Source organism: Paraglaciecola sp. G1-13, from assembly GCF_055809255.1.
On the sequence record NZ_CM147903.1, the window covers coordinates 156,928 to 183,196 of the forward strand.

The window sequence follows — 26,269 nt, forward strand, 5'->3', positions numbered from 1 at the left end:
TAATAGCCATCTATGATAACGCTACTGGTTGCAGATGATCATCCCTTGTATAGGGATGCTTTACGCGGAGCCTTAACACTGTCGTTCAGCGATTTAACGTTGCTTGAAGCAGCCGATTTAATGCAAACAGTAGCCTTATTAGAAGAGCATAAAGACATTGATTTGTTGCTCTTAGATTTACACATGCCAGGCAGTGGTGATTTGTTTGGTCTGATACATATTCGTAAGCTATTCCCTGAATTACCAGTGGCCGTGGTGTCAGGTTTAGAAGATCCGATGATTATCACCAAAGTGATTAATCTAGGCGCCTTAGGTTTTGTGCCTAAGACCACTGGGGCTTCACAAATCGCTGATGCGGTAACCAGTATGCTAGAAGGTGACATTTGGTTACCCGAGAGTTATGCCAGTGATGAAGTGGAATTAGACAATGAATTTGCTGAGCTGGCTGATAATGTGGCCAGTTTAACACCTGCGCAATATAAGGTGTTGTGCTATATGCGAGATGGCTTATTAAACAAGCAAATCGCTTACAACCTAGATATAGCAACCGCCACGGTGAAAGCACACGTGACGGCTATCTTCAAGAAATTACACATCAATAATCGAACTCAAGCCGTGCTTATTGCCTCACAACTTCAGCTTGAGCCGCCTGCAGCAGCGCCCTCAACTTAGCCGGCTTCACAGGTTTAGACAAATAGCCACAACCTTGCTCTTTACAGCGTTGCACTAACTCAAGTTCAATATTAGCGGTAATCAAGATCGCTGGAACATTATTGGCATGAATATCACAGATACGCTCTCTTAACTGCTCAATAAGCTGTAGCCCGTCTATATCGCTGCTCAACTGAAAATCCATTAAGATCACATCTGGTACAAAATGCCCTAAGGATGCCAACGCAGCGCTAGGGGTTTGCTCAGAGTGAGAAACCACTTTCCATTTCGCCAATAACGATTGCAGTGCATCAAGGTTCTGACTTTGATCGTCGACACAAAGCACTTTCAGGTCATGAAACCCCACCTTATTTATTTGCACTGGGCTGTTTGTTTCAATCGGCCGACTGGAGGGTAATTGAATGCTGAAACGGCTTCCACGGTTGATACGCGAAGCGACCGTTAAATTTGCATCCAGAATACTGGCAAGTCTTTGTACAACGCCAAGTCCTAATCCCACGCCTTGTTGTTGATGGCCGGATATACGATAAAAATCGCCGAATATCTTGTCTAATTGATCTGGCGCAATGCCAGAGCCCGTGTCAAAAACGTCGAACGCTACATTTTCTCCCTTCGTTCGAACAGAGACCAATACGCCTCCAGTCTGGGTATATTTCAGGGCATTAGAAACAAAGTTCTGCATGATGCGATAAAGATATGTACGATCGGTTTTTACCCATACATCAGCCACCCGGGAACGCAGTTGCAAACCTTTGTGTTCGGCAATGAGTTCAAATTCAGCGATAAGCGGTTGTAGCACATCGCGTACGTTAATCGCTTTGTATTCTGGCTTTAACTCACCTTGGTCAATACGCGCAATATCTAACAGCGTGGCGATGAGTGCTTCACTGGCCTGGATGCTATTGGATAGTTTGCCAACGGTTTGCCTTGCATCGTCATTTAGCTTAGCTTCTTCTAACGCACCAAGATATAACTTAGCGGCATTTAACGGCTGCAAAATGTCGTGACTGGCAAGCGCCAAAAAGCGCGTTTTACTGGCGTTAGCCTGCTCTGCTACCTTACGCGCACTGACCAATTGGGTTTCAGCGTCCGCCCGGCGCTGTATTTCCAAACGCAACTCAGCATTAATGGTTTGCACTTCTTGACTGCGTTTTTGTATTCGATTTTCTAAATCGATATTGGCTTCTTTTAGGGCGTGTTGGGTTTCAATGTGCTCTGTTACATCGTTAAAACTGGTCACAAATCCGCCTCCAGGTAATGGGGTACCGATCATCTCTAACGTTCTGCCGTCACTGCGCTGCCGCAAAAAACGATGGCTGGTGCCTTTGCGCATATGCTCAAGTCGCTTTTGTACTAAGATTTCTACTTCCCCCGCACCGCACTCACCACGCTGAGCATTGTATCGAACAAGATCTTCTACAGGTCGGCCCACGCGGATCATATTTGCTGGGTAACTAAAGAGCGCTAAGTAGCTTTTGTTCCACGCGACTAAATTTAAGTCTCGGTCAATCACGCTTATTCCTTGTTCGAGACTTTCTAATGAGGCGACCAAGGCGCTCATATTAAATTGGATTGCCTGGGTGGTATCGTCAAAAAAGTTAACGACTTCTTCGAAATTCAACTTTTTACCACTTATAGCGCTGTCGACTAACGCTTTTGCAGAAGAAGCGCCTATTACGCCGCCAAGGGCTCGTTCGCTAAAGAGCACAAACTCTTCAGTGGCAGACTCCGCTGGATTTAGAATGTGGCCGTTACGTTGTTGGTAATCACTGAGCAATTGTTTACACCGTTTCTCCCCCAAGAAGGTGCTTAATAACGTGTGTAAATCTTCAACTGTGGTGTGGGTGCGAGGCGCGTTGTGGTGTTTTGACTTGTCATCCGTGGTGGTGACAAAGGCCTCCGCTTGAATGCGATCAATTAGACGAACATCTGCCACATAGGAAAACAACACATAAGCAAAGGTGTTGGCGAGCAAGCTATAAATGGCGACGGCGTTAATGGTGTCGTTAAGTATCAGGTTTTGCCCTGCGTCATTTAACAAAGGCAGCATTAACCACAATATCCATGAGCCAATACCAGCCATTAGACCAGCGTAAACTCCTTGCGCATGGCCTCGCTTCCAATATAAACCGCCGACAATGGCGGGTAACAACTGTATGACCAGAGAAAATGCGATCAGCCCAATAGAGGCAAGAGTGCGACTGTCAGTCATTTGTTGATAATACAAATAGGCTAAAGACAAAATAGCAGCGATAACCAAACGGCGAATAAGCAGAATGCGTTTAGTGAAATTGGGCGGAACACCTGCGCCGCGATGCTCCGCTAACAAATTCGGCAAAATTACATCGTTGGTCAGCATGGTGCTCAGGGTTAACGTGGCGACGATGATCATCGCTGTGGCAGCAGATAGGCCACCTACAAATACCAGTACTTGCAACAACATATTGCCGCTATTCATCGCCATGCCTAGCACGTATGTATCTGGCTCTTGGCTGGTTAAGCGGAACATGTCGTCTCCTGCCGCAGAAATAATTGGGATCAGGATCGCGATACACAATAAGTACAGTGGGAATAACCAACGAGCGGTTTTTAAGTGACTGAGCTTTAAGTTATCTACAATAGCGACGTGAAACTGGCGAGGCAGACATACTACTGCGCCAGCGGCCATGAGGGTTTGTGCAAAAAATGAGAATGACCATATATTGCCCAGTGCGTTAAGGGTGGTGAACTCTTGCAGTAACGGAGTATCGGAATGTTGTGAATATGTTAGATACCCAAAACTAGCCACGGCAATCAAAGCGCATAATTTAATCACCGACTCAAAGGAAATTGCTACCATTAACCCGCGCCGGTACTCAGTCACATCTGTGTGCTGAGTACCGAAATAGATAGAGAACAAAGCAATAAACGTGGTGGCGCCTAGCACCACTAGCTCCGCATGAGTCTGGCCTGATACCATTAAAAATGCTGAACCAACGGCTTTTAGTTGCAAAGCGATATACGGAATAATGGCTAACAGCGCTATTAAGGTGACGAGTAAGGCGATAGTTTGACGCTTACCGTAACGAGACGAAATGAAATCGGCAATCGTGGTAATGTGCTGACGTTTACTCACCGCAATCAGTTTGCGCAAGAAGCGATACCCGAACAAATACAACAACATGGGGCCTAAAAAGATAGGCAAATAATCCCATGTATCTCTTGATGCCTCGCCGACAGAGCCAAAAAAAGTCCACGCGGTACAGTAAATTGCCAGTGCCAGCGAATAAATTGCAGGGTGTGAGCTAATACGCTTGGCCAGAGGGCTCTTCCCGTCTCCCCATTTGGCTACCCAAAACAATCCCATCAAATAGACGATGGCTAATACCATCCAACCTAAAGCCATACATTTTCCTAATAGCAGTGACGCAGATTAAAACTTATTTTGCAACCGGAGGCTGCGATTTATAAGGACTGTAGCACAGGTCGCTGTATTTAATTAACCCGTAAGACCATGGTCTCATTCCGTCTTGTAAAACATGAGTCTACAGTTATTTACATCTTATTAACCTTGGATGAAAAACAAGATGGCATTTAAAAACGAAGAAGATAAAAAAGCATACTGGCGGGAAAATCTCGCTCTTATGACAAAACTACTAGTTGTTTGGTTTGTCGTGTCCTTTGGTTTCGGAATTTTATTAGTGGATTTACTCGACCAAATTCAAGTGTTCGGCTTTAAGTTAGGCTTTTGGTTTGCGCAGCAAGGAGCAATCTACGTATTTGTCGCGTTGATATTTATCTACATGTACAAAATGAATCAACTCGATAAGCGCTACGGCGTCGACGAAGAATAGGAGCGTTAAGATGGATGTTCAAGTACTCACATTTTTAATCGTAGGAGCTTCTTTTGCTCTGTACATCGCTATTGCGATTTGGGCTCGAGCTGGGTCAACACAAGAATTCTATGTAGCTGGTGGCGGTGTTCACCCTATAGCAAACGGCATGGCAACAGCCGCTGATTGGATGTCAGCAGCATCGTTCATATCAATGGCTGGGTTGATCTCATTTATGGGCTACGACGGGGCTGTATATCTACTCGGCTGGACTGGCGGATACGTACTATTAGCCCTTTGCTTAGCGCCATATTTACGTAAGTTTGGGAAGTTTACGGTTCCGGATTTCATCGGCGATCGTTACTACTCACAAACCGCGCGTACAGTGGCTGTTGTATGTGCCATATTCGTTTGCTTCACATATGTCGCAGGCCAGATGCGTGGGGTCGGTGTGGTGTTTAGCCGCTTCCTTGAAGTCGACATCGTTACGGGTGTTGTGATTGGTATGGCGATTGTGTTCTTCTATACTGTGCTAGGTGGCATGAAAGGCATTACTTACACTCAAGTCGCGCAGTACTGCGTGCTTATTTTCGCTTACTTAGTACCCGCCGTATTTATCTCCATCATGGTCACGGGGCACGTACTGCCGCAAACCGGCTTTGGTGCGAGTTTAGCCGATGGGTCGGGGGTGTATCTGCTGGAAAAACTAGATGGTCTCTCGACACAACTAGGATTCAACGAGTACACCTCCGGTACTAAGGGCACCTTCGATGTATTTTGCATCACGGCAGCACTCATGGTCGGTACTGCAGGTCTGCCCCATGTAATAGTGCGCTTCTTCACCGTACCTAAAGTACGTGATGCGCGTAAGAGTGCTGGTTGGGCTTTACTGTTTATCGCTATTTTATATACCACAGCCCCTTCTATTGCCGCATTTGCGCGAGTTAATATGATTGAGACCATCAATGGTCCAACCGTCAGCGAGCAAGCGCCCACTGGCACGCCATATAGCGAAGCTCCTAGCTGGATAACTAACTGGGAAAAAACTGGGCTGATTAGCTGGGATGACAAAAACCAAGACGGTAAAATGTTCTACTCAGGTGATGAGCGAAACGAGATGCAAGTAGATCGTGACATTATGGTGATGGCCAACCCTGAAATTGCCAATTTACCGGCATGGGTTATTGCGTTGGTCGCTGCAGGTGGTATTGCTGCCGCATTATCAACCTCCGCCGGGCTGTTATTGGTTATCTCTACATCGGTCTCACACGATTTGCTTAAACGCAACCTAATGCCCAACATAACCGACAAAAAAGAGCTGTTTTATGCACGCTTGGCTGCGGGCGTAGCGATTGTTATAGCGGGGTACTTTGGGGTCAATCCCCCTGGATTTGTCGCGCAGGTGGTCGCATTCGCATTCGGCTTAGCAGCTTCGTCATTCTTCCCTGCCATCATAATGGGAATATTTATGAAGCGTATGAATGACAAAGGGGCGATTTCTGGCATGTTAGCGGGGATTGGCTTTACCGCAGCGTACATTATTTACTTTAAGTTTGTTAACCCTGCGGCGAATGTGTCAGAGAACTGGTGGTTTGGCGTTTCACCTGAAGGAATAGGTGCAATTGGTATGTTGGTGAACTTCGCCGTGGCGTTATTAGTATTCAAAATGACGGAGGAAGCGCCACAAGAGATTCAACAGTTAGTAGAGGATATTCGCTATCCTAAAGGTGCTGGAGATGCAACTGCACATTAATTTGCTAAAAACTACCATTCAAAAAGGAATGAAATAGCCTTTTACTACAATAGCGCCCACCTCGTTGGGCGCTTTTTTATGTGAGCCTCAAGAAAGAAAAATAACAAAATTTCGTTGCTGGTAATTTGCACGCTATTAGCTATTATTGTCTGCATATCAAACGTTTAACAATCTCGTTGAGGTGTTAGGGATATGGATGGCAGTTTTCAGTGATGTGCAATTTACCTCAAACGTTACGGTTAAAGCACTAGCCGATAGTGTTGCTGAATTGATGCTGTCACAGCCAAAGGGGATCATGATCCTGTGCAGCGAAGAAGCGGCTTCTTGGGGAGACGATTTTAAGCAATATGTGGGTACATTAGATGTGCCTATCTTCGGCGGGATATTTCCAGGTCTTATCCTCGACTCGCGCTTTGAGCCCCGCGGTATTTTAGTGGTTGGTTTGCGCAACAATATTCGTGTTTGCGTCATTGAGAGTGTTTCAACTTGTGCTCCAGTGTCGTCAAACATGGCTTATATGTCTCAGTCTGTGAATTCCGTAATGATATTGACTGATGCGCTATCAAGGCAGATTGATGGTTATCTGCAACATGTACTGGGATTTCTACCAGAAGATTGCAGTGTCTTTGGAGGTGGAGCGGGAACGCTTGAATTCAAGGCGCAACCTTGCCTCTTTAGTGCTGCCGGCATGCATCAAGATGCGATGATTTTAGTCGAAATGTCGACTCATTGGGATTTGTCAGTGGGCCATGGTTGGGAAATACTTGCAGGCCCATTTCTGGCTAACAGCACTGATGATAACTGTGTGTTAGAGTTAAATTTTGAGCCTGCTGCGCAGCTATACGAGCGAGTCGTCCAGGAGCATAGTAAGCTGAGTTTCGACAAGCACGAATTTTTTGACATAGCGAAAACGTTCCCTTTCGGGTTGGCTAGGCTAGACGATGAAGTGCTTATTCGTGATCCTCTTAAACTGGAGGGCAGCGGGCTTGTTTGTGCAGGAGATATACCTGAGAACACCATGCTGTACATCATGTGTGGAGATGCTGAAAAATTAATCGCTGCGGCTTCTGGCGCAGTAAATCAAGCGCTTTCTACACTAAGTGATACGCATGAAGTAACGGATTGCTTTTTGTTTGATTGCGTTAGTAGGCAGTTGTTTTTGCAAGATAAATTTGCCACAGAACTCGATTTGATTCACCGAGAGATAGCACCGCCGTACCGCACCGTTGGGGCGCTAGTATTAGGCGAGATAGAGCTAGGTGCCGGGGGGATTCTCAGTTTACATAATAAAACGGCTGTTGCTGCCTTAGCTCGAGCGAGCAGGCAGGATGTGATATGAATGGCGTTTTATATTTAAGTTGGGGCCTGTGAATGAGTGAAATGAGTCGCACCTTACAAATTATTTCTATTCAGCACGAGCTTGCCATGAGCATCGGATTGGATCTCAACCTAGATAAGATGCTTCAGCTATTTCTCGATAGAGCCAAAAAACGTCTGAGTTTACGCAGCGCAGTAGTATTTAAAGAAGCACCGCGCTCAAGAAATGATTCAGACATACTCTGCTATCCCTATAATCATCGCCCAGATGATACAAATGACTGGTTAACCGAGCAGGTGTACGAGTTTAGCCAGCTCAACGTGCAAAGCGTCTGCCGTCAGCGCGGTGATACTTATTATTATCTGTTTAAAATTCCTAAATTTGGTGCAATCAGTTTCGAACGCAAACGGACGCCTATCGATGACATCGTTCTTAATGCGCTAATACCCCTATTTGGTCGCTTGGCTGTGAGTTGCCAAGCTTGCTTAGAGCATCAAAATTTGGTGGATGAAATTAGTAATCGTAAAGCGGTAGAAGAGCAGCTTAGATTGCAAACTTATCAAGACGTTTTGACTGGCTTACCTAACCGAAAAATGCTTAATATCAACTTACAAAGTTTACTGACGAATGCTCAGCAGCATGGTCAATATGGGGCCGTGTTTTTTATCGACTTAGACCGTTTCAAGTTAATAAACGATACTCTAGGGCATTCTGTTGGTGATGAATTGCTGATTAATATCACAAGCAAATTAAAAGCCTGTATCCGCCGTGATGATACCTTGGCCAGAGTAGGCGGGGATGAATTTATCTTGCTACTTGGCGACATAGGGCCGACGGAACAGAGCGCAGTTGGCAAGGCTACCAAAGTAGCGGATAAAATGCTTAGCCTCACTCGGGATAGTATTGAGTTATCCCGTTGCGCTGTGTTTACCAGCTTTAGTATCGGCATCGCCCTGTTTCCATCACCTGAGCTCAATGCCAATAAGTCAATTGCTGAGCAAGCTAAGCAACTTATAAAACACGCTGATATTGCCATGTACAAAATTAAACACACTAGTCGCAATGATTATTTATTTTACCGTCACGAGTTACAAATCATGGCGACTTTTCGCTCTGAGGTAGAGCAGCGTCTGCATGTGGCTTTACGTGAAGAAGCATTCGAGTTGTATTTTCAGCCTATGGTTAATGTGGCAGGCGAGATAGTGGCCGCAGAGGGATTGCTGCGCTGGCATGATGAAAAACTAGGCTGGGTTGGGCCTCAGGAATTCATTCCAGTGGCAGAGGAATGCGGTTTGATTGTAGAAATCGGTCAATGGGTCTTGCGCCAGACGTGTGTATTGATTTCGCAGCACCTTGATTGGTTTTCTGAAGGAAATTTGCGCTACATTAGTATCAATATTAGCCCGCGACAGTTTAGTCAACCCCACTTCGTTGCTCAAGTGTTGGAGATAATTGAGGAATTCACGTTCCCCCATTCGTATTTACGCTTGGAAATAACGGAAGGCGTTGCGATGGAAAACATTACTAGCGCTATTTATATTATGAATGCGTTAATTGTGCATGAGCTGTTTTTTATGTTGGACGATTTTGGTAGCGGCTATTCGTCGCTTTCTTATTTACATCAGTTGCCGCTAAAGTCAGTCAAAATAGATCGTAGTTTTGTGTCGAAAATAGATCAAAACACGGATAACCAAGTTATCGTTGAGGCGATTATTTATATCTCTCAGCACTTTTCATTAGAATGTGTTGTAGAGGGCCTAGAAACATCTCAAGAGCACGCTTATTTTCATGAAAAGGATGTTGCAGCTATTCAAGGGTTTCATTTCTATAAACCCTTACCAAGGGAAGCGTTTGTCAACTTGCTTGAGTCGACCAATTGAACATTACACGACAGTGAATACATCGAGTAAAAAGCGCTTTGGTTAGTTCCTTTTACATTTTCGCAGAGTGATTAATTATTTCGTGAAATTGGTATAAGAAATTCTCTTGTTAAACAGGACCTGCTTTGGTCAAATCAAGGTTTGCGCAGCGTATCGGCAAAACGTTTCATTGCAATAGATTTGTAGAATTGAAATGCGCCACCATCAGTTATTTATTTTGGAGTTTCAATGAATCATATCCCTCAGCACATCTTAGAGTTTTTGCGCGATTCCGCTCCTTTTGAGGTGCTTGATGAGCATGAAATGAATAGGTTGGCGCAGTCCATTACGGTCGCTTACTTTAGCCAAGAAGATGTAACGAATATTCTGAAACAGCAGCAAGGGGGATTATTTCTTATCTACAGTGGGCAGTATTCAGTTAAGGATTCCGCTGAATCAGAACGCCACGTAAGTGATGGGGATTATTTCGGCTGTGACAACTTATGGCAAAAACAGCCCAATAAAATAGCAGTCACTGTCGATAGCCCAGGGTTAGTGTATTGCATCCCGAAAAAAAGTTTCGCCCAATGTGTTTCTAGCCACCCAAGTATTGAAGTTTTCTTTCGAAATTATACCTCTGAACAAATTTATAGTGACCATGTAGATGACTCAAAATCTATGTGGCTTTACAAGCCGATAAGTGAAGTGATTTCTGACGGGGTTGTGAGCGAGGATATCAACAGCTCAATTTTGCAAGGGGTGCAAGTTATGTCAAAAAGCGGCGTTTCTTCTCTTGTGATCACGGATAACCAATTACTGGTGGGTATACTAACTGACCGAGATATACGAAATCGCGTGGTGGCGCAGCAAACCGATGTGAACCTTGCGGTTAGCGAAATAATGACACGAGACCCAGTGAAAATTAGCGATCAGCGGACATTATTCGATGCCTTGTGCGTCATGACCGAGCACAATGTGCACCATTTACCCGTCGTGGACAAAAACAGCGGAGTTCCCCTTGGGATGTTGACGGCGAGCGATATGATACGTCATCAAAGAGGGAATGTGCTTTTCGTTATTAACGAGTTAACAAAAGCGCCGTCTTTGTACGAATTAACAAGACTTTCATGGCAACTACCACATTATTTTTCGAAACACGCTAAACGTCTCGGCGACTTTGATATTGCCGGCAAGGTATTGTCTCAGGCAACGGATATTATGACGCGAAAACTCATTGGCTTTTATCAGCAACAACATGGTGAAGCACCGATGGAATTTTGCTGGCTTGTTTACGGCTCTCAAGCGCGAGAAGACCAGACCATGGGATCTGATCAAGACAACGGATTACTGTTCGCCACAGAGCCGAGCCCTGAGCAATCTGCCTATTTTGCAGATATGGCTGAGTACGTATGCAGGGGCCTAGATAAATGCGGTATTAAATTGTGCACTGGAAATATTATGGCCAGTAACCCAGCATTGCGTTTGTCAATAAAGCAAGCTGTTCAGCAAGCGCAAAGTTGGGTGCGGGAGCCGAGCCCAGAAGCTATTTTAAACTGCAATATATTTCTTGATGTACGCGCAGTGGCAGGAAATCGATTTTTGCTTTCCCAATTACATGTGGAGCGTAAGGAGTTACTCAAACAATCGAGGTTTATTGCCGCGCTTACGCGTCACGCCAGTGATGGGCATGTTCCTTTGTCTATGTTTCAGAAATTTGTATATAAAAAAGGGTTACCTAAAAAAGATTGCATCGATATGAAAAATAGTGGGGTGGCGATTATCAACAACCTTGTGAGAATCTACTCCTTAGCCAATGGCTTAACCATGCCGTCCATTCCCCATCGATTAGAGGGGCTGCTGTCACATGCTGGGTTATCGAGCAAAGACGTCAAAAATCTGCGCGATATATGGCTGTTTCTTAATCGCCTACGGTGGCGTCATCAAATTCAAAATAAGGTGACTGACAACTATGTTTCGATCAGCGATTTGTCGTCTATCGAGAAATATCAATTGAAAGAGGCAATGCGCGTTATCCGAAGAACACAGCAAGCCGCTGTGTTTAAATTTGCCGGTGGTTTAGGTTAACGCAAACCGAGTATGCCCAGAGAGAAAGACTGATGTTTAAAAAACTAAAAAAGTGGTTTGCACCTAAGCCACCTATCCCAGAAGCTTGGTTAGGCATGCCACTGGCTGACATTCCTTTTTTATGTATTGATTTAGAGCTCACGTCCCTTGATTTGAATGACACTAAAATTCTATCGATAGGGTGGGTTGAGGGTAAGGGCAAGCAGATTTCTCTGCAAAGTTGTTATTATCAGGTGATATCAACAACAGCCTCGTTAAATCAAAGCCCGGTAATCCACGGTTTAACCGCTGATCATATTGCCCAAGGGCAACCGTTGCGTATCGCGTTGGAGGCGCTAAAACAATTTGCCAGTAGTCATGTATGGGTGTTCCATTGTACCCATCTTGATATGACGGTGTTAAACGGTGTATTTAAAAAGTTGAATATCCCTCTTCCCACAGTCGTAACGCTAGACACATTGCGTTTTGGACTGTATCAACTGACTAAGAATTTACGTCCGCCCCCGCCAAATGCTGTGGTGTTACCCGTGTGTCGCGCGCGTTATAATTTGCCAGCGGTACCGGCACACAATGCTCTGGACGATGCGATGGCGACTTTGGAATTACTGTTTGCGCAAATCCAAAAATTTGCGCCGAAAAATACCGATACGTTAAAGACGTTGATGGTGACTGATGCACTTGAAGTCTTTCCTGCGCCTACTGATTGAGCGGGTGATACAGGACGACGTAGATTACAATACGGAGATACTTTCCCGTTAATTGATTGTTAATAAGTTGTTACTTATTTTTTCTCTTTGTTATAGCTTAATGCTGCCTTTTTAACTAAATTTGAAGGAGAAGCAAAGAGGAGAAGTATCGTGAATTATCTTACGAAGCAGCATTCATTCTGGTTAACGCTACTAGTATTGTTTAGTTTAACGGCTTGCCAAAGCGCCCCGACAGTACAACAGGTATCTGGCTCTATTTTAGATGATGATGCCTTTCCTTTGGCGAAAGACGTCTATATCGAATCTGAAAAAGACATTTTCCGTTTAGACAAGGATGCGCGGAACTATGTAAAGCGCACGGTGGGGCACATAGACGATCCTATCGAACGAACGGAAACACTGGCGCGCAGTATATTCAAGCGCTTAAGTTTTGATTTACTCTATCGTGGCGATGCTAATACGACGGCCAATGAAACCTTTCACAACCGAGCAGCAAATTGCCTTTCTTTGTCAATTATGACCTACGCATTAGCCAATGAGGCTGATTTAAGCGTTCGGTTTCAAGATGTACAGATCCCGGAGTATTGGACTCGCAGAGACGGTATTAGCTTGCTAAATGGGCATATAAACTTACAGATAATACCTAGGTCGCGAAGTGCTAATTCCTTTTATTTTTACAAACGCGGTTACCAAATTGATTTTGACCCCCAAGCGTTGAGACAGCACTTCCCAAAAACGCAGCTAACAAAACAACAAGTCATTGCCATGTTTTATAATAACAAAGGCGCGGATGCCCTCTTATCCAATGACAGAGACCGAGCATACGCGTATTTCTCAGCGGCGCTGAAAGTTGAACCAAATTTCGATTCAGCGTTAGTGAACTTAGGCTTTTTGTACCGAGTTTCAGAGCGATACGCTCTATCTGAAAGAGCGTATTTGAAAGCGCTGTCGTCGTCACCTGATAACTTGACCGCTTGGGAAAATCTCGCATATTTATATAATTATTCTAATAAAATGACGCAGGCTCAGGAGATCCTTGCGCGAGTTGAAAGTAAACGTCTGCGAAATCCCTTTTATCATCTCGATCTAGGCCGACGTGAGTTTGACCAAGGAGATTTACAGGGAGCACTAGCGCATTTTAATCGCGCACTAGCGATTGATAAAGATCGCCACGAAATCTTCTTTGCGTTAGCCAGAACATATCATGCTATGGGGCAAATGACGCTAAGTGAGCGCTACTTGAAGAAGGCCAAACGCACCACTAAAAACCTGCAAGAGAAGGAGTTATACCAAGGGAAGCTGGACCTTCTTTCTCGTTCATCAATATAATTTTAGGCCAAAAAAAACCTACTTCACATTGAAGTAGGTTTTTGGCGTATCTATAGATATATCTAGGCTACGCCTAATTCTCGCAATCTCTCTGCTAAATAGGTTTTGGCTGTGTGACGTTCAGACAAGACCACTTCTGGACGAGGGTGTAAGAATAAGGGCAGTGAAATTCGCGATTTAGTTTGATCTGCACCTTTAGGGTTAATCACCCGGTGAGACGTCGATGGGAAGTAGCCACCGGATGCCTCTTGAAGCATATCACCAATATTCACAATCAAAGTCCCGAAGTCACAGGGCACATCAATCCACTCGTCACCAGTGCCTTTCACTTGTAATCCTGGCTCATTAGCTGAAGGAAGTATCGTTAAAAGGTTGATGTCTTCATGGGCGGCGGCACGAATAGCATCCGGCTCTTCGCTTCCTGTAATTGGCGGGTAGTGCAAAACACGAAGTAGTGTTTGATCACTGTCTATTGCCATGCCAGAAAGTGGTTCGCTGTAATGTGCAGCAACATCTGCCGGTGAATATTTCTCAACCCAACCGAGTAACTCAGATGCTAGATTGTTAGCTGCTTGATAATAGTCTTGCAGTTCTTGCTTTAAATCAGGAGGACATTTCCCCCAAGGATAATAATGAAAGTACTCTTTGATATCTTTCTTTTTAAACCCTTTGGCGGTTTCTGAAACCTTGGTTGAAAAAAAGCCATCGTGACTTTGGTTATCAAACGCGTAGTGCAGTTTGTCATCAGAATTAAAAAACGCCTGCCAGTTTTCGTAGATACTGGTTACCGTTGATTGTTCGATAGGGTGGTTCTTTAGCACTCCAAAGCCGGTTTGGCGCAGTGATTCAACGAACTTTTTGTCCGCGTCTGGTGCTGTGTAATCGACGGCGAGCAATTGCATAATAATCTTTCCTGTCTTTAAGTGTGAATGGATTGCCCACCTTGGCAGTCATTCCTTTTTCAATTTCTATAAGCTGAGGTACAAGCCAGCTAGAGCGGCACTCATTAAGTTTGCGAGAGTGGCGGCCAGCACTGCTTTTAGGCCCATTTGCGCGATTTCTTTACGTCGCCCTGGTGCTAATGCACCAATGCCACCCATTAAAATAGCGATGGATGAAAAGTTAGCGAAGCCGCACAACGAGAAAATAACAATAGCTTGGGTGCCCGGCGATAAGTCAGCTTGGTATTTCAAAAAGTCCACGTAAGCTACAAATTCGTTCACCACCATTTTTTGCCCGATAAAACTACCAGCGAGATTGGCCTCATCCCAAGGTACCCCAAGTGCCCATGCGAGCGGCTGGAACACATACCCAAGAATGACTTCGAAGCTTAGGTTCTCGACCCCTACAAGACCACCGGCCCACCCAATAAGGCCATTTAATAGTGCAATTAATGCAATGAAAGCAAGTAACATGGCGCCCACATTCAACGCGAGATGCATACCCGAGGCTGCACCGCTTGCTGCAGCATCAAAAATATTAGCGTATTTGTCTTCTTCGTTGTTGACCTCAGTCAACTCGTTTTTAAATTCTTGGGTTTCAGGCATGATGATCTTTGCCATCAACAGGCCGCCCGGTGCCGCCATAAAGCTAGCCGCAAGTAGATATTTAATTTCAACACCCATTCCGGCGTAACCAGCCATAACTGAGCCAGCAATAGACGCCAGCCCACCGACCATAATGGCAAACAGCTCTGAGCGTGTCATATGAGGAATAAATGGCTTAACGACCAATGGGGCTTCGGTTTGACCTACAAATATATTCGCAGCAGCAGACATGGACTCTGGACGACTTGTCTTAAGGGCAATTTGCAAGAACCCGCCGATCAGACGAATGATCCAAGACATCACACCAAGATGATAAAGCACGGTAATTAAGGACGAGAAAAAAACGATAACAGGGAGCACGTTAAAGGCGAAGATAAAGCCAAGTGATTTATTGCCTAACTGACCAAAAATGAAATCGATGCCTTGTTGGCTATATTCAATTATATTTTTTACATAGACGGTCAAGCCCAGTAAAAATTCTTTCCCTGGGGGGAAGTACAGGACCAAAGCACCAATAATCGCCTGAATAGCAAAAGCGCCACCCACAGTGCGCCAATTTATCGACTTACGATGCGCTGAGAGCAAAATCGCAAGTATGAACAGAACAGCTATGCCAATCAAACTGACCATTCTAACTCCTTAATTATTGTTTTTATATCGTCGTTATTTTAATGGCTAAAGTAGCGTCTGCTGGATATGAGATTTAATGACATCCAATGCAATACGGTTTTTTCCACCCTGGGTCACAATAACATCAGCAGTAAAACGACTCGGCGCGATAAACTGGTGATACATGGGCTTGACGGTTGATTCATATTGTTTTGCAACCGAATCTAACGTGCGTCCTCGTTCAGCTATATCTCGCTTCATTCGACGCAATAAGCAAATGTCTAGCGGTGTATCTACGAAAATCTTAATATCAAACAAAGGCTGAAGCTCTTGATTTGCTAGCAACATGATCCCTTCAATGATGATAACAGGTGCTGACATCAGCTTTTCGGTTTGAGCCAAGCGCGTATGAGTTTTATAACAGTAGTGAGGGTAATCAACTGACTGCCAGTTCTTCAAAGCCTGTAAGTGCTCAACCAATAACTCGTGTTCAAACGCTTTGGGATGATCGTAATTATTCTTTTCTCGCTCTTCCATGGGTAGATGGTCTTGGGCGCGATAATAATGATCTTCACGAAGTATTTGTACATGTTTGCCGTCTTCTGAGAATTCTTTAAGCAAGTTTTCAGTAAACAGCGATTTACCCGAGCCAGAAGCACCGGAGATAGCGATAACGAGGGGGGCAGACATACTACTCCGAAATGATAGAGATGAGATTGTCTGAAAGATACCAGCGAACGGTCAAAAAGTCAGTTTTCACAACGCATTTATATAGCAATTTTTATGACAATTGGTAAATCCACACAATGTTAGCCCCTCTGGTTAACATTAACGCAACAAGGTTACGATTTGTGGACCATATGGTCAAGTTTTTGTTGAGTTAGGTTTTTATGTATGCAAAGTGAGCTCATTACTAATTTGAAAACATTAAATTTACCTAGAGCGCTTTGCAACATCCTGGAAATAAATACTAGAGAGGTTAGGGGGCGTATATTTTACGCAAGTGGGTTATCAGTGAGAGAAGTTACTTTCCAATAAAGAGGACTTTTTCTGCGCTGATATTAGGCAGCGCGTAATTATGCAGTTTAGAGCGAGAGCCTTCACCTTGCGCCTTAGGTGGATAGAACAGCTCCTTTTCTTCTTGATGATCGACGAATATCTCGTCCAACGCTGAGCGAATTTCACTCAACGTTTTATCGAGGTTGGCTGCAAAATCTGGACGTTTGCGTTTGGTATGCCCTAAATCGATCAAGCGATAGAAGTATTTATTTGCTATCTGAATCAACTCTTCAGGTACGTCACTGCTGTTGCTCAAATTAGCGCTGTTATCTTGTATGCAATAGTCCACAAGGGCCGCATAAAAGCAAAAAGGTTTGTTTGGTAATATTATTGGCGTGGTGCCATCGACATAACTTATGCTCTTGGTTTTTAGGTCAATAATTAATTGATGATTCACGGGCGTTTCTAATTCTTTGTGTAAGTTAGCTGTGTTTCTGTGAGTTAATCTTAACCTTTGAATACATAGGTAACTAAGCAGTGTGGCAAGTATGAGTGGAGTAAGCCCAATGTAATCTACTATCGAGGGAGCATTAACAGCGTACTGGATGGTGATTTTCTGATCATGAGTTTCTAGGTAGGTTTCTCGACTAGCCCCCGCTCTTTGAATATCCGCTTCTACGATCCCTTGTATTGAGATGACATCGATAGGGGAGCGTTGTTCATCAAGTACACGATTTAGATCTGAAATGTAGTGACTGACAGAGCGTGTATCTGCCACCGTTTTAAATTTGGGGTTCGCTAAGCGTAATTTGGGTAGGTCGATTGCAATACGTTTTTCAATGTTAGCTAAGAATTGAGCTTGGTTTGATGTCGCTTGGAAATGAACGCCAATAACAAAGGCAAACTGAAAAATTAACCATATGAGGGTAAAAAGGCCAACGTAAATCAGTTTAGTTTTCATGGTCTAGCACTTCATTTGAATTCTTTGTCAACGGGCAGTGATAGGGTACTAGCTCAAGCTGGCGGTAATAGTCTGATTGCGTATTGGTCGATAGAGTCGACAAGGTATTCTGTATTTCGCAGATCAAATCGGTATTTTGGGTTTCCATCTTCAAATACCACTTACTACCACTGACCTTCGTGTTTATCGGGGTGATGTAATTAGCGGAAAAACGCTCCGCGTCTTCTTCTTTCCAAAATGAAGAGATGATATCCACACTACCAGTTGCAAGAAGGTCGCGCAGAGCCTCATGAGAATTAACATATACGATATCCATATTCGCTTCTGAGATGCCCAATTCATTTAGTAGCCCCTTAGGCACAATATGGCCCGAGCGGCTGCTAGGATAGTCTAAGAGCCCTAAGCGTTTACCCCATAAATATTGTTTAGTCAGTTCCGGTTTCTCTTTTAAGGAAATCAAATACGTGGAGTAGTCTTTATATTGAGCGACAGTTTGGTATCGGTAAGTCGTTTCCGCAGCAAAAGCTAACATGACGTTTTCTTTCACTAAGGCAAGATCAGCAATCCCTTTACCGACATATTGAATAATTTCTTGCTCGTTGTGGCTCCACTGAACAGTGACAATTCCATACTGGCGGTTAATCGTCTGGTTACTGCACAAAGATGAAAGGAGCTTGCTAGCCATACCTTGATCGGTTATAAAAACAACAAATTCGTCACTATTATTTACCGATTGTGTTTGGCAAGTGAGCGATTGTGAAATTAAATTAGATAAATTTTCACTTTTAATTACGCTTGATAAGACACCTGCATACCAGCTGGCGAGCATAAATATTCCGGATAGGATGGGCAAGGCAATCGCGTTAATCGACAAAATTCTATTCTGCACTCAAGTTCGGTATGTTTACTTGTTGAACTGATTTGACCAGTTAGTCTTACTTAAAGCAATAGGTAAATTTATTTGAAGGTATTAACTTGTTGATTTAAAATGATTAATAATAAGAAGTTATGAATGTTGTTGAGGGGTTTTTACTTAGCGAAATTTGTTCACACTGGCTAAGTCAAAGTTTGTCACAAATCGTGTCACCTCATGACGTATAAAAATAAAAGTGACCGTTCAAAAAGAAAATTAGAAAGCGGGCAGGGAATTTTTGACCAGTTAGTCAAATTTTTTGGTTACTGGTCAGTGCAGTAATATAAATGCAACATAAAAATAAAATAATAGCGGCATAAAAATTAACACGATTTAATACTCACAAACCTTAGGAAACACACAATGCTAAGAAAAACTAAACTCACCAGCATCGCGCTTGCGGTAGCCATGTCATTAGGCATGTCGTCTGCTGCTCTTGCGCAGGAAACGTCGTCAAGTATCGGCGGAACCGTTCTTTCACAAAATGGCCAATCAGTGTCAAACGCCACTGTAACTATTACAGATACCCGCACTGGGGCTGTAAAAGTTATTTCGACCAATGAAACTGGTCGCTATAACCTTCGTGGCATGCGCGTTGGTGGACCTTACACCGTTGAAGTGATGGATCAATCAGGCAATAAAACGGTTGAGCAAGGTGTTTTCTTAAACTTAGGCGAAACCAAGAGTCTTAATCTAGATTTAGCGGCTCAACAAGAAGAGAATCTTGAAACTATTACAGTAAGCGGTCGTGTAACCAATGCGACATATGGTGCTTCTGGGCCCGTAGCCAACTTCGGTCTCGCTGATTTAGAATCTGCTCCTGCTATCAATCGTGATATTAAAGATTTAGTGCGTATTGACCCTCGTATCTACATTGATGAAGCTTTCGGTGATGGTATTCAATGTGCGGGCGCTAATTCTCGTTTTAACAGCTTAACTGTAGACGGTATTCGCACTAATGATAATTTTGGTCTGAACAGTAATGGTTACCCAACTATTCGAATTCCTTTTTCATATGACTCAATCGATCAAGTTGCTGTTGAACTGGCACCTTTTGATGTTCAGTACGGTGGCTTTACTGCATGTAACATCAATGCCGTGACCAAGTCTGGTACAAATGAATGGCACGGTGGAGCATTCTTTGACTACACCAATGATTCTCTTCGTGGTGATGAATTAGAGGGTGATAAACTCACTGTCGGTAAATTTAATGAAAAGCGCTTTGGATTTAATGTCGGCGGAGCGTTAATAGAAGACAAACTTTTCTTCTTTGGTTCATATGAAAAACTTGAAGGTGCAACCTTGTTTGACCGTGGTGCAGCTGATTCAAACCAAGCTGTCCAAGTCGCAGGTGTTTCTCAAGCACAGTTAGATCGAATTGAACAAATTGCTAACGATATATACGGTTATGATCCTGGCGCTTTTACCACTAGCATCCCAGTAGAAGACGAAAAAATAATGCTAAAATTAGATTGGCAAATTAATGCCGATCACCGCGCGTCTCTCGTTTATAACTACAACGACGGTAATACCATCCGAGAATCTGACGGTGACTCAGATGAGTATGAATTCTCTAATCACTACTACGAGCAAGGTGGAAAATTAGAGTCTTATGTAGGTTCAGTATATTCAGATTGGTCTGATAACTTCTCAACAGAGTTACGTATCGGTACCTCTGACTACGATGCGAATGTAGTGCCACTAGGCGGTACTGAGTTTGGTGAAGTGCAGATTTCCACTGAAAACGATGGCGCTCGTGCAACAGTATATTTGGGGGCGGATGATTCTCGTCATGCTAATAAGTTAAGTTACAGTACTGATACTTTGAAATTAGCTGGTACTTATACGACAGGCGATCACATCATTACCGGTGGTTACGAATATGAAAGTTTAGATGTTTTTAACTTGTTTGTTCAAGAGGCGGAAGGCGAATATCGATTTGGATCTATCGACGATTTCGAAGCGGGCACTCCCTCACGTATAACCTATGAAAATGCTGCGGTTACTAACAACGTTAATGATGCAGCTGCGGCTTTCTCATACGATATCCATACTGCTTATATTCAGGACGAGTACTACTGGTTAGATCAAGATATGACCATTACCTACGGCCTGCGTTACGATTGGTATGAAAGTGATGACTTGCCTCCGGAAAACCCATTCGTTGAAGAAACCTATGGCTTCTCAAATCAGCAAAACCTTGATGGCGTCGATCTACTACAACCTCGCCTAGGTGTTAATTGGATGTTAACCGAGCAGTTAGAGTTGCGCGGTGGTGTAGGCTTGTATTCAGGCGGTAACCCAAATGTTTGGTTGTCTAACAATTATTCAAATAACGGAGTAATACAAGTAGAACAGCAAGATCGTTCAGGCACATCAGTATTTGATATGGCGTTCACTGGTGAGGGCCGTCCAATTTACGATATTCCTCAAGATTTATTTGATGGAGTTGCTAGCGGAACAGCTTCTAACCGTGGCCTTAACTTCCAAGATCCTAACTTTGAAATCCCATCTGAGTGGAAATATGCAATTGGTGGTACATATACGTTCGAAAACGACTATGTATTGATGGTTGACTATTTATATTCTGATAAGCAGAACGCAGCTATTATCAGTGATGTATCACGTATACTTACAGATGAAACAGCTCCTGATGGTCGTCCAATTTATACAAGTAATGGTCGTTCACAGGATTACTTGCTAACTAATGTTGATGGTGACTCAGGCGATTCGACATCCATTTCTTTAGCACTTAGCAAATCATTTGATTTTGGTCTAGATGCTTCATTAGCTTACGCTTACACTGATTCTAGTGAAGTTAGTCCAATGACTAGTTCTGTTGCGTTTTCGAACTATACGAGTACTGCGGTATTTGATCCGCAGAATCCAGGAGTTGCGACTTCTAATTTCGAGATTCCTCATCGAATCACACTTCGTTTGTCATATAAACATGAGTTCTTTGACGGGTATAACACCAGCTTCAGTCTTTTCGGAACAGCTAACGAAGGACGTCCTTACAGTTATACGTTTGATAACCAAGACTTCAACGACGGTGATAATTTCTTAAACGACGCATTGGGTCAAAGTGACAGTAATGACCGCCAATTGGTTTATATTCCAACTATTGATGATGCAAGTGTGATTTATGGTGAAGGCTTTGATTTAGATGCATTTAACGCCTTTATCGATGCCGAAGGTTTAACTCGCGGTGAAATTATGGAGCGAAATAGCGTAAACAGTGATTGGTGGGTTAAATTCGACCTTAAAATCAATCAAGAATTCGCCGGTTTCTATGAAGGTCACAAAGGGAATGCTTTTGTGGTTATCGAAAACCTTGGTAACTTATTGAACGATGATTGGGGAGTCTTAAAAGAAGCGTCATTCCCACGTCAACAATCGGTGGTTGATGCTTCAATTAACGATGCTGGTCAATATGTATATAACTCGTTCATCGTTCCATCAGGACAGACGCGCGTTGCAGACGCCTCACTTTGGGAAGTCAGAGTAGGTGTTAACTACAAATTCTAATCATTAAATGATTATGATTGAAAGCCGGCTCTTGTAGCCGGCTTTTTTATTGGTGTTAAGGATGTAAAAATGTACAAATTTTTGGGGTTATTGTTTTTATTTGCTGGAGTGTCTTTAGTGTCGGAAGCGAAAACAGTGCGGATAGCGACGTTTAATGTGAGTATGGAGGCGAGTAATTACTTACCTAAAGGAGTAACACCGACCGGCCAGGAGCTGTTTGAAAACTTGAATAGCGGTGACAATCAACAGATCAAGAATATTGCTGAGATTATTCAGCGTGTGCGCCCTGATATTATCTTACTGAACGAGTTTGATTACACCTCAGATGATGACAAGGGTGTAAAGGCATTCATCAATCACTATTTGTCCGTCTCTCAACAAGGCAACCAGAGCATTGATTACCCTTATTACTACACCGCACCTGTGAATACGGGCGTTCCTTCTGGGGTCGACCTTAACCATAATGGAACGTCCACTGACAATGGTGGCGATACCTTTGCCTTTGGTTTGTATCCAGGGCAATACGGCATGGTTTTGCTCAGCCGTTTTCCCATTAAACGCGAGAAAATAAGAACGTTTCAGCACTTCTTGTGGAAGGATATGCCTAACGGGCTGCTTAACAGCGTAAAAACTGAAGGCGGCGTAGATTGGTACACGCCCCAAGCAAAATCCATATTTAGGTTGTCGTCTAAGTCCCATTGGGATGTACCCATCAGCATCGATGATAAGCTAGTTCATGTTCTAGCAAGCCACCCTACACCGCCGGTTTTTGATGGCCCGGAAAACCGAAATGGAAAGCGAAACCACGATGAGATCCGTTTTTGGACTGATTACATATCGGGTGGTAAGGGCGCTGATTATATTTATGATGATAAACAGCAAAGGGGCGGACTAAGAAGTGAGCATTTTGTCGTCTTGGGTGACTTGAATGCCTCTGCTGAAGAAGGTGATGGTCACAAAGACGGCATTGGCTCATTGCTTAAAAATTCAAAGGTGAATAGCCACAATATTCCTATGAGTGCAGGCGGCGCAGTGCATAGCCCTGAAAACGCTCTGGGAGCTTCTCATACCGCTTTTTGGCGTATGCGGGCTGATTATGTTCTTCCTAGTAAGAAGCTGGGTGAGGTAAGCGCCAGTGGCGTATTTTGGCCAACATCTGATCAGGCTAGCTATCGATTGATCCAAAATCGCCAGGCATCATCCGATCATCGCTTGGTGTGGGTAGATGTAGACGTTACTGAGTAATAGCGCTCAACGGCGTTCTAAACGTTAGTGATGAGCCTGTACAGTCCTAGTGTGTGTACAGGCTCTAGTGTGTTCAGGCAACATGCCGCGTCATACATTTTCGAATAACGCTTCGACACGCATGCGGATTTCTTCAATTTGGTTGATATCAGACGGAGCAATAAAAATCGTATCATCGCCCGCAATTGTGCCTAAAACGCCATCTTTTTGACTTAAGGAATCTAACAATCTAGCAATGAGCTGCGCCGCTCCTGGACTTGTGCGGATGATGATCATCACATTGTTGTGCACTATATCTAACACTAATTGACGAAGCGGGCTGCGAGCCGTAGGCATGCCTAGCTCTGGAGGTAAACAATAGACCATGTCTCCTCTGGCATTACGCGTTCGCACTGCACCGAACTTACTGAGCATACGGGATACTTTGGATTGACTGATATTGTCGAAGTTTTGCGTTTTGAGTGCGTCGACAATATCCCCTTGAGAGCCAAAGTTTTCGGCCTTTAAGATATCCTTAAATGCCTTGATGAGTTCTTCTTGCTTATGAGTAGCCATATATTCCTCTATTTATAGTGGCTATTTTGCCTTAGTACTTGAACTTAAGCAATTTGCCCTCACATCCAAATTCGAACATTTTCAGCTCAGCATTTATTTGTTTTTTCGCGGGTCTTGCATTAGTGTTTCGTTCGCGAATTGATTAGCATTCCACAGGAGAGAATTATGAAAGTAGCGGTATTAGGTGCAGCTGGCGGTATAGGCCAAGCATTATCATTGTTGTTAAAAACTCAATTGCCAGCTGGTACAGAGCTAGCCCTTTACGACGTAGCCCCTGTCGTACCTGGTGTTGCGGTTGATTTAAGTCATATCCCTACTGACGTAAAAGTTGAAGGTTTTGGTAAAGACGACCTAGCTAAAGCGTTAACAGGCAGTGACATTGTTCTTATTCCTGCTGGTGTTCCACGTAAGCCGGGTATGGACCGTTCTGATTTGTTCAACATCAACGCTGGTATCGTTAGAAACCTAGTTGACAGTGTTGCGGACAATTGCCCAGAAGCTTGTTTATGCATCATCACTAACCCGGTTAACACCACTGTGGCAATTGCTGCAGAAGCGTTGAAGGCTAAGGGTGTATACAACAAGAACAAATTATTCGGTGTAACAACACTAGATGTTATTCGTGCTGAAACGTTTGTGGGCAATTTACGTGACTTGAACCCTGCCAACGTGCATGTTCCTGTTATCGGTGGCCATTCCGGTACCACTATTCTTCCTCTGCTTTCTCAGGTGGAAGGTGTTGAGTTTACTGATGAAGAAGTTGCTAGTTTGACGACTCGTATCCAAAATGCAGGTACAGAAGTGGTTGAAGCTAAGGCAGGCGGCGGATCAGCTACCTTATCAATGGGCCAAGCCGCTGCTCGTTTCTGTTTGTCGCTTGTATCTGCAATGCGCGGTGAAAATGTAGTTGAATACACCTATGTTGAAACCAACAGTGATGACGCACAATTCTTCTCACACCCAGTTCGTTTGGGCAAGAATGGCGTAGAAGAAATTCTACCTTACGGTGATCTAAGTGACTTCGAGCAAAAAGCAAAAGAGTCTATGCTTGAAGGTTTACGTGGCGACATTAAACTTGGTGTTGAATTCGTTAATAACTAATTCATTTTCCTAGAATCGAAAAAACCAGCAGATGCTGGTTTTTTTATATCTGCTATTCAGCAAATCAATACTGCCTAATCGCAATGCTCTCTAGGATTAAGCGGCCATAGGGTCTTGTCCTAAGGGCTTAGTCGGGCGTGTGGCGATGTTAGGATCTTTAACTTGACCTGCAGTGCCGGCAACTAATGGGGTGCTTTTTGAGGCAATACGCACTGACGCTAATTTGGCATCAATGCACTGGCGTATATCATGCGCGGTATACCCTGAGCGCACTTTAATGCGCACATGGGGAATACGAGCCGCATCTAGTGCGCCGCTGACAAACCAATCGCGTTGGCGTTTATAACCGTCTTTGCCGTTTTGTGTGGCATGCACTAAGTCTATAGCCACCACAGGTGACATATCGGCTTTTGAGCATAAAACAAAATCTAAATGGCGGCCGCTCGTACGACTCAACGCACTTTTGCCTGCTTTCTTGCTGGTGCTTTCCCTTGTGGCGACCACATCAGACAGTTTAACTCGGCACATTACTCTAAATTGGTTGCCCACAGCCTCATCGATAAGAGCCAGAAAGCTGCGCTCTACAGGAGTAAATAAATTAGTCTTCTTTTTAAACGGGAAGGTTAAGCTGGGTTCATTTAATTTCACTGCACCGATTGCCACCACAATCAATATCATCATTAAGATAATTGCCAATTCCATACCTGCTCCTATGGGCCTGCCAAATTTTTGACAGTTTCCGCCTGTGTTGATGTCTATAGGAGATATTGCAAAGAGAGTGCCAGAGGTCTGTCCGTTTTAATAGCAGGGGCTTTTAATCCCCATTTATCAATCCCCATTTATTTAGAGTTGATAAGTATATCTACTTGGCTGCCTGCTCCATCTGGGGAAATAACAATAATTTTGTGGTCGTTTTGCAGGCGTATAAGAATGCGATTTTGGGATAAACGTTGAGAGATTGGCCCATCTAGACGCTGTCGGAAAAACGCGAGAAGCTCATTGGAGGTCTGTTTGCTATGGTAGGTTAATGATGCTGGAAGCGCGTCGGCAAATAACAGACAAGCACTGGCGTCTGTTGGTATATCAATCCCATGAAAAGCCGCGGGGCAAGTCGTTGGGGCACCACTGTCAACGCTTAGAGCGTGGTTTTGTGCGCTTAGGACGCCCGAATATACTCCGCTAATAAGTAAGCAAAGCGTGGTGCGCTTAACGACTGCTATTGTATTCCTCATCTGATACTCCGTATAAAGTACCAGCATAATAGATTTATGATGAA

The 26,269-nt window shown here is 43.8% G+C and carries 20 protein-coding genes; 11 read left to right on the top strand and 9 right to left on the bottom strand.

What is annotated here, in order from left to right; translation table 11 throughout:
* Positions 1–12: 12 nt before the first annotated feature.
* On the top strand, positions 13–672 hold the full coding sequence (locus AC0L6N_RS00670; protein ID WP_473477967.1) for a response regulator transcription factor: 660 nt from the start codon (positions 13–15) through the stop codon (positions 670–672).
* Here AC0L6N_RS00670 and AC0L6N_RS00675 read toward each other — a convergent pair.
* A complete protein-coding gene (locus AC0L6N_RS00675) occupies positions 620–4,057 on the bottom strand; it encodes a PAS domain-containing hybrid sensor histidine kinase/response regulator (protein WP_473477970.1) in 3,438 nt (1,145 codons plus the stop codon). The two genes, AC0L6N_RS00670 and AC0L6N_RS00675, sit on opposite strands and share 53 nt — an antisense overlap.
* 181 nt (positions 4,058–4,238) lie before the next feature.
* Here AC0L6N_RS00675 and AC0L6N_RS00680 point away from each other — a divergent pair, with 181 nt between their 5' ends.
* From AC0L6N_RS00680 to AC0L6N_RS00710, 7 genes are all read left to right on the top strand, one after another.
* Entirely contained in the window at positions 4,239–4,505 is a 267-nt protein-coding gene (locus AC0L6N_RS00680) for a DUF4212 domain-containing protein (protein WP_006992727.1), read from the top strand.
* Between the two features lie 10 nt (positions 4,506–4,515).
* The gene (locus AC0L6N_RS00685) at positions 4,516–6,237 is read left to right on the top strand and encodes a sodium:solute symporter family protein (protein WP_011573438.1); all 1,722 of its coding nucleotides are present in this window, start codon (positions 4,516–4,518) and stop codon (positions 6,235–6,237) included.
* Positions 6,238–6,433: 196 nt separating this feature from the next.
* Positions 6,434–7,576, top strand: a complete 1,143-nt coding sequence (locus AC0L6N_RS00690; RefSeq protein ID WP_473477973.1) for an FIST signal transduction protein — start codon at positions 6,434–6,436, stop codon at positions 7,574–7,576.
* Positions 7,577–7,617: 41 nt separating this feature from the next.
* A complete protein-coding gene (locus tag AC0L6N_RS00695) occupies positions 7,618–9,435 on the top strand; it encodes a putative bifunctional diguanylate cyclase/phosphodiesterase (RefSeq protein ID WP_473477976.1) in 1,818 nt (605 codons plus the stop codon).
* Positions 9,436–9,663: 228 nt separating this feature from the next.
* Positions 9,664–11,499 carry a DUF294 nucleotidyltransferase-like domain-containing protein gene (locus AC0L6N_RS00700; RefSeq protein ID WP_473477978.1) on the top strand — a complete coding sequence of 612 codons (1,836 nt, stop codon included), beginning with the start codon at positions 9,664–9,666 and terminating at the stop codon, positions 11,497–11,499.
* Between the two features lie 32 nt (positions 11,500–11,531).
* On the top strand, positions 11,532–12,206 hold the full coding sequence (locus AC0L6N_RS00705) for an exonuclease domain-containing protein (RefSeq protein ID WP_011573442.1): 675 nt from the start codon (positions 11,532–11,534) through the stop codon (positions 12,204–12,206).
* 150 nt (positions 12,207–12,356) lie between these two features.
* Positions 12,357–13,535, top strand: coding sequence for a tetratricopeptide repeat protein (locus AC0L6N_RS00710; RefSeq protein WP_473477981.1), 1,179 nt, complete (start codon positions 12,357–12,359; stop codon positions 13,533–13,535).
* A 62-nt stretch (positions 13,536–13,597) separates the two neighbouring features.
* Here AC0L6N_RS00710 and AC0L6N_RS00715 read toward each other — a convergent pair whose 3' ends face one another.
* The 5 genes from AC0L6N_RS00715 to AC0L6N_RS00735 form a co-directional block, all read right to left on the bottom strand.
* Positions 13,598–14,437 (bottom strand): 2OG-Fe(II) oxygenase family protein, encoded by an 840-nt coding sequence (locus tag AC0L6N_RS00715; RefSeq protein WP_473477983.1) that lies wholly within the window; start codon positions 14,435–14,437, stop codon positions 13,598–13,600.
* Between the two features lie 66 nt (positions 14,438–14,503).
* Entirely contained in the window at positions 14,504–15,712 is a 1,209-nt protein-coding gene (locus AC0L6N_RS00720) for a NupC/NupG family nucleoside CNT transporter (RefSeq protein WP_006992735.1), read from the bottom strand.
* Between the two features lie 45 nt (positions 15,713–15,757).
* A complete protein-coding gene (gene udk, locus AC0L6N_RS00725; protein ID WP_006992736.1) occupies positions 15,758–16,381 on the bottom strand; it encodes a uridine kinase in 624 nt (207 codons plus the stop codon).
* A gap of 334 nt (positions 16,382–16,715) precedes the next feature.
* Positions 16,716–17,651: a hypothetical protein gene (locus AC0L6N_RS00730; protein WP_473477986.1), complete on the bottom strand. Its 936-nt coding sequence runs from the start codon at positions 17,649–17,651 to the stop codon at positions 16,716–16,718.
* Positions 17,641–18,336 carry a PhnD/SsuA/transferrin family substrate-binding protein gene (locus AC0L6N_RS00735; RefSeq protein ID WP_081429917.1) on the bottom strand — a complete coding sequence of 232 codons (696 nt, stop codon included), beginning with the start codon at positions 18,334–18,336 and terminating at the stop codon, positions 17,641–17,643. The genes AC0L6N_RS00730 and AC0L6N_RS00735 overlap by 11 nt, the downstream gene beginning before the upstream one ends.
* A 591-nt stretch (positions 18,337–18,927) precedes the next feature.
* Between AC0L6N_RS00735 and AC0L6N_RS00740 the strand changes: the two genes are divergently transcribed.
* Positions 18,928–22,092: a TonB-dependent receptor gene (locus AC0L6N_RS00740; RefSeq protein ID WP_473477989.1), complete on the top strand. Its 3,165-nt coding sequence runs from the start codon at positions 18,928–18,930 to the stop codon at positions 22,090–22,092.
* Positions 22,093–22,161: 69 nt separating this feature from the next.
* Positions 22,162–23,337, top strand: coding sequence for an endonuclease/exonuclease/phosphatase family protein (locus tag AC0L6N_RS00745; protein ID WP_473477992.1), 1,176 nt, complete (start codon positions 22,162–22,164; stop codon positions 23,335–23,337).
* A 90-nt stretch (positions 23,338–23,427) separates the two neighbouring features.
* Here AC0L6N_RS00745 and argR read toward each other — a convergent pair whose 3' ends face one another.
* Positions 23,428–23,892, bottom strand: a complete 465-nt coding sequence (gene argR, locus AC0L6N_RS00750) for a transcriptional regulator ArgR (RefSeq protein ID WP_006992741.1) — start codon at positions 23,890–23,892, stop codon at positions 23,428–23,430.
* A 165-nt stretch (positions 23,893–24,057) separates the two neighbouring features.
* On the opposite strand from argR, the gene mdh reads away from it, so the two are divergent.
* The gene (gene mdh / locus AC0L6N_RS00755; RefSeq protein ID WP_473477995.1) at positions 24,058–24,993 is read left to right on the top strand and encodes a malate dehydrogenase; all 936 of its coding nucleotides are present in this window, start codon (positions 24,058–24,060) and stop codon (positions 24,991–24,993) included.
* Between the two features lie 96 nt (positions 24,994–25,089).
* Here mdh and AC0L6N_RS00760 read toward each other — a convergent pair whose 3' ends face one another.
* Both AC0L6N_RS00760 and AC0L6N_RS00765 read right to left on the bottom strand, forming a co-directional pair.
* Positions 25,090–25,695: a DUF2726 domain-containing protein gene (locus AC0L6N_RS00760; protein WP_011573449.1), complete on the bottom strand. Its 606-nt coding sequence runs from the start codon at positions 25,693–25,695 to the stop codon at positions 25,090–25,092.
* A 137-nt stretch (positions 25,696–25,832) separates the two neighbouring features.
* Positions 25,833–26,225 (bottom strand): hypothetical protein, encoded by a 393-nt coding sequence (locus AC0L6N_RS00765; protein WP_473477996.1) that lies wholly within the window; start codon positions 26,223–26,225, stop codon positions 25,833–25,835.
* Positions 26,226–26,269 lie beyond the last annotated feature (44 nt).

What these genes read in the sequence shown, in the direction of transcription:
- AC0L6N_RS00670 (WP_473477967.1), top strand. Translation starts at nt 13, where the DNA reads ATGATAACGCTACTGGTTGCAGATGATCATCCCTTGTATAGGGATGCT.
- AC0L6N_RS00675 (WP_473477970.1), bottom strand. Translation starts at nt 4,057, where the DNA reads ATGGCTTTAGGTTGGATGGTATTAGCCATCGTCTATTTGATGGGATTG.
- AC0L6N_RS00680 (WP_006992727.1), top strand. Translation starts at nt 4,239, where the DNA reads ATGGCATTTAAAAACGAAGAAGATAAAAAAGCATACTGGCGGGAAAAT.
- AC0L6N_RS00685 (WP_011573438.1), top strand. Translation starts at nt 4,516, where the DNA reads ATGGATGTTCAAGTACTCACATTTTTAATCGTAGGAGCTTCTTTTGCT.
- AC0L6N_RS00690 (WP_473477973.1), top strand. Translation starts at nt 6,434, where the DNA reads ATGGCAGTTTTCAGTGATGTGCAATTTACCTCAAACGTTACGGTTAAA.
- AC0L6N_RS00695 (WP_473477976.1), top strand. Translation starts at nt 7,618, where the DNA reads ATGAGTCGCACCTTACAAATTATTTCTATTCAGCACGAGCTTGCCATG.
- AC0L6N_RS00700 (WP_473477978.1), top strand. Translation starts at nt 9,664, where the DNA reads ATGAATCATATCCCTCAGCACATCTTAGAGTTTTTGCGCGATTCCGCT.
- AC0L6N_RS00705 (WP_011573442.1), top strand. Translation starts at nt 11,532, where the DNA reads ATGTTTAAAAAACTAAAAAAGTGGTTTGCACCTAAGCCACCTATCCCA.
- AC0L6N_RS00715 (WP_473477983.1), bottom strand. Translation starts at nt 14,437, where the DNA reads ATGCAATTGCTCGCCGTCGATTACACAGCACCAGACGCGGACAAAAAG.
- AC0L6N_RS00720 (WP_006992735.1), bottom strand. Translation starts at nt 15,712, where the DNA reads ATGGTCAGTTTGATTGGCATAGCTGTTCTGTTCATACTTGCGATTTTG.
- udk (WP_006992736.1), bottom strand. Translation starts at nt 16,381, where the DNA reads ATGTCTGCCCCCCTCGTTATCGCTATCTCCGGTGCTTCTGGCTCGGGT.
- AC0L6N_RS00730 (WP_473477986.1), bottom strand. Translation starts at nt 17,651, where the DNA reads ATGAAAACTAAACTGATTTACGTTGGCCTTTTTACCCTCATATGGTTA.
- AC0L6N_RS00735 (WP_081429917.1), bottom strand. Translation starts at nt 18,336, where the DNA reads ATGGCTAGCAAGCTCCTTTCATCTTTGTGCAGTAACCAGACGATTAAC.
- AC0L6N_RS00740 (WP_473477989.1), top strand. Translation starts at nt 18,928, where the DNA reads ATGCTAAGAAAAACTAAACTCACCAGCATCGCGCTTGCGGTAGCCATG.
- AC0L6N_RS00745 (WP_473477992.1), top strand. Translation starts at nt 22,162, where the DNA reads ATGTACAAATTTTTGGGGTTATTGTTTTTATTTGCTGGAGTGTCTTTA.
- argR (WP_006992741.1), bottom strand. Translation starts at nt 23,892, where the DNA reads ATGGCTACTCATAAGCAAGAAGAACTCATCAAGGCATTTAAGGATATC.
- mdh (WP_473477995.1), top strand. Translation starts at nt 24,058, where the DNA reads ATGAAAGTAGCGGTATTAGGTGCAGCTGGCGGTATAGGCCAAGCATTA.
- AC0L6N_RS00760 (WP_011573449.1), bottom strand. Translation starts at nt 25,695, where the DNA reads ATGGAATTGGCAATTATCTTAATGATGATATTGATTGTGGTGGCAATC.
- AC0L6N_RS00765 (WP_473477996.1), bottom strand. Translation starts at nt 26,225, where the DNA reads ATGAGGAATACAATAGCAGTCGTTAAGCGCACCACGCTTTGCTTACTT.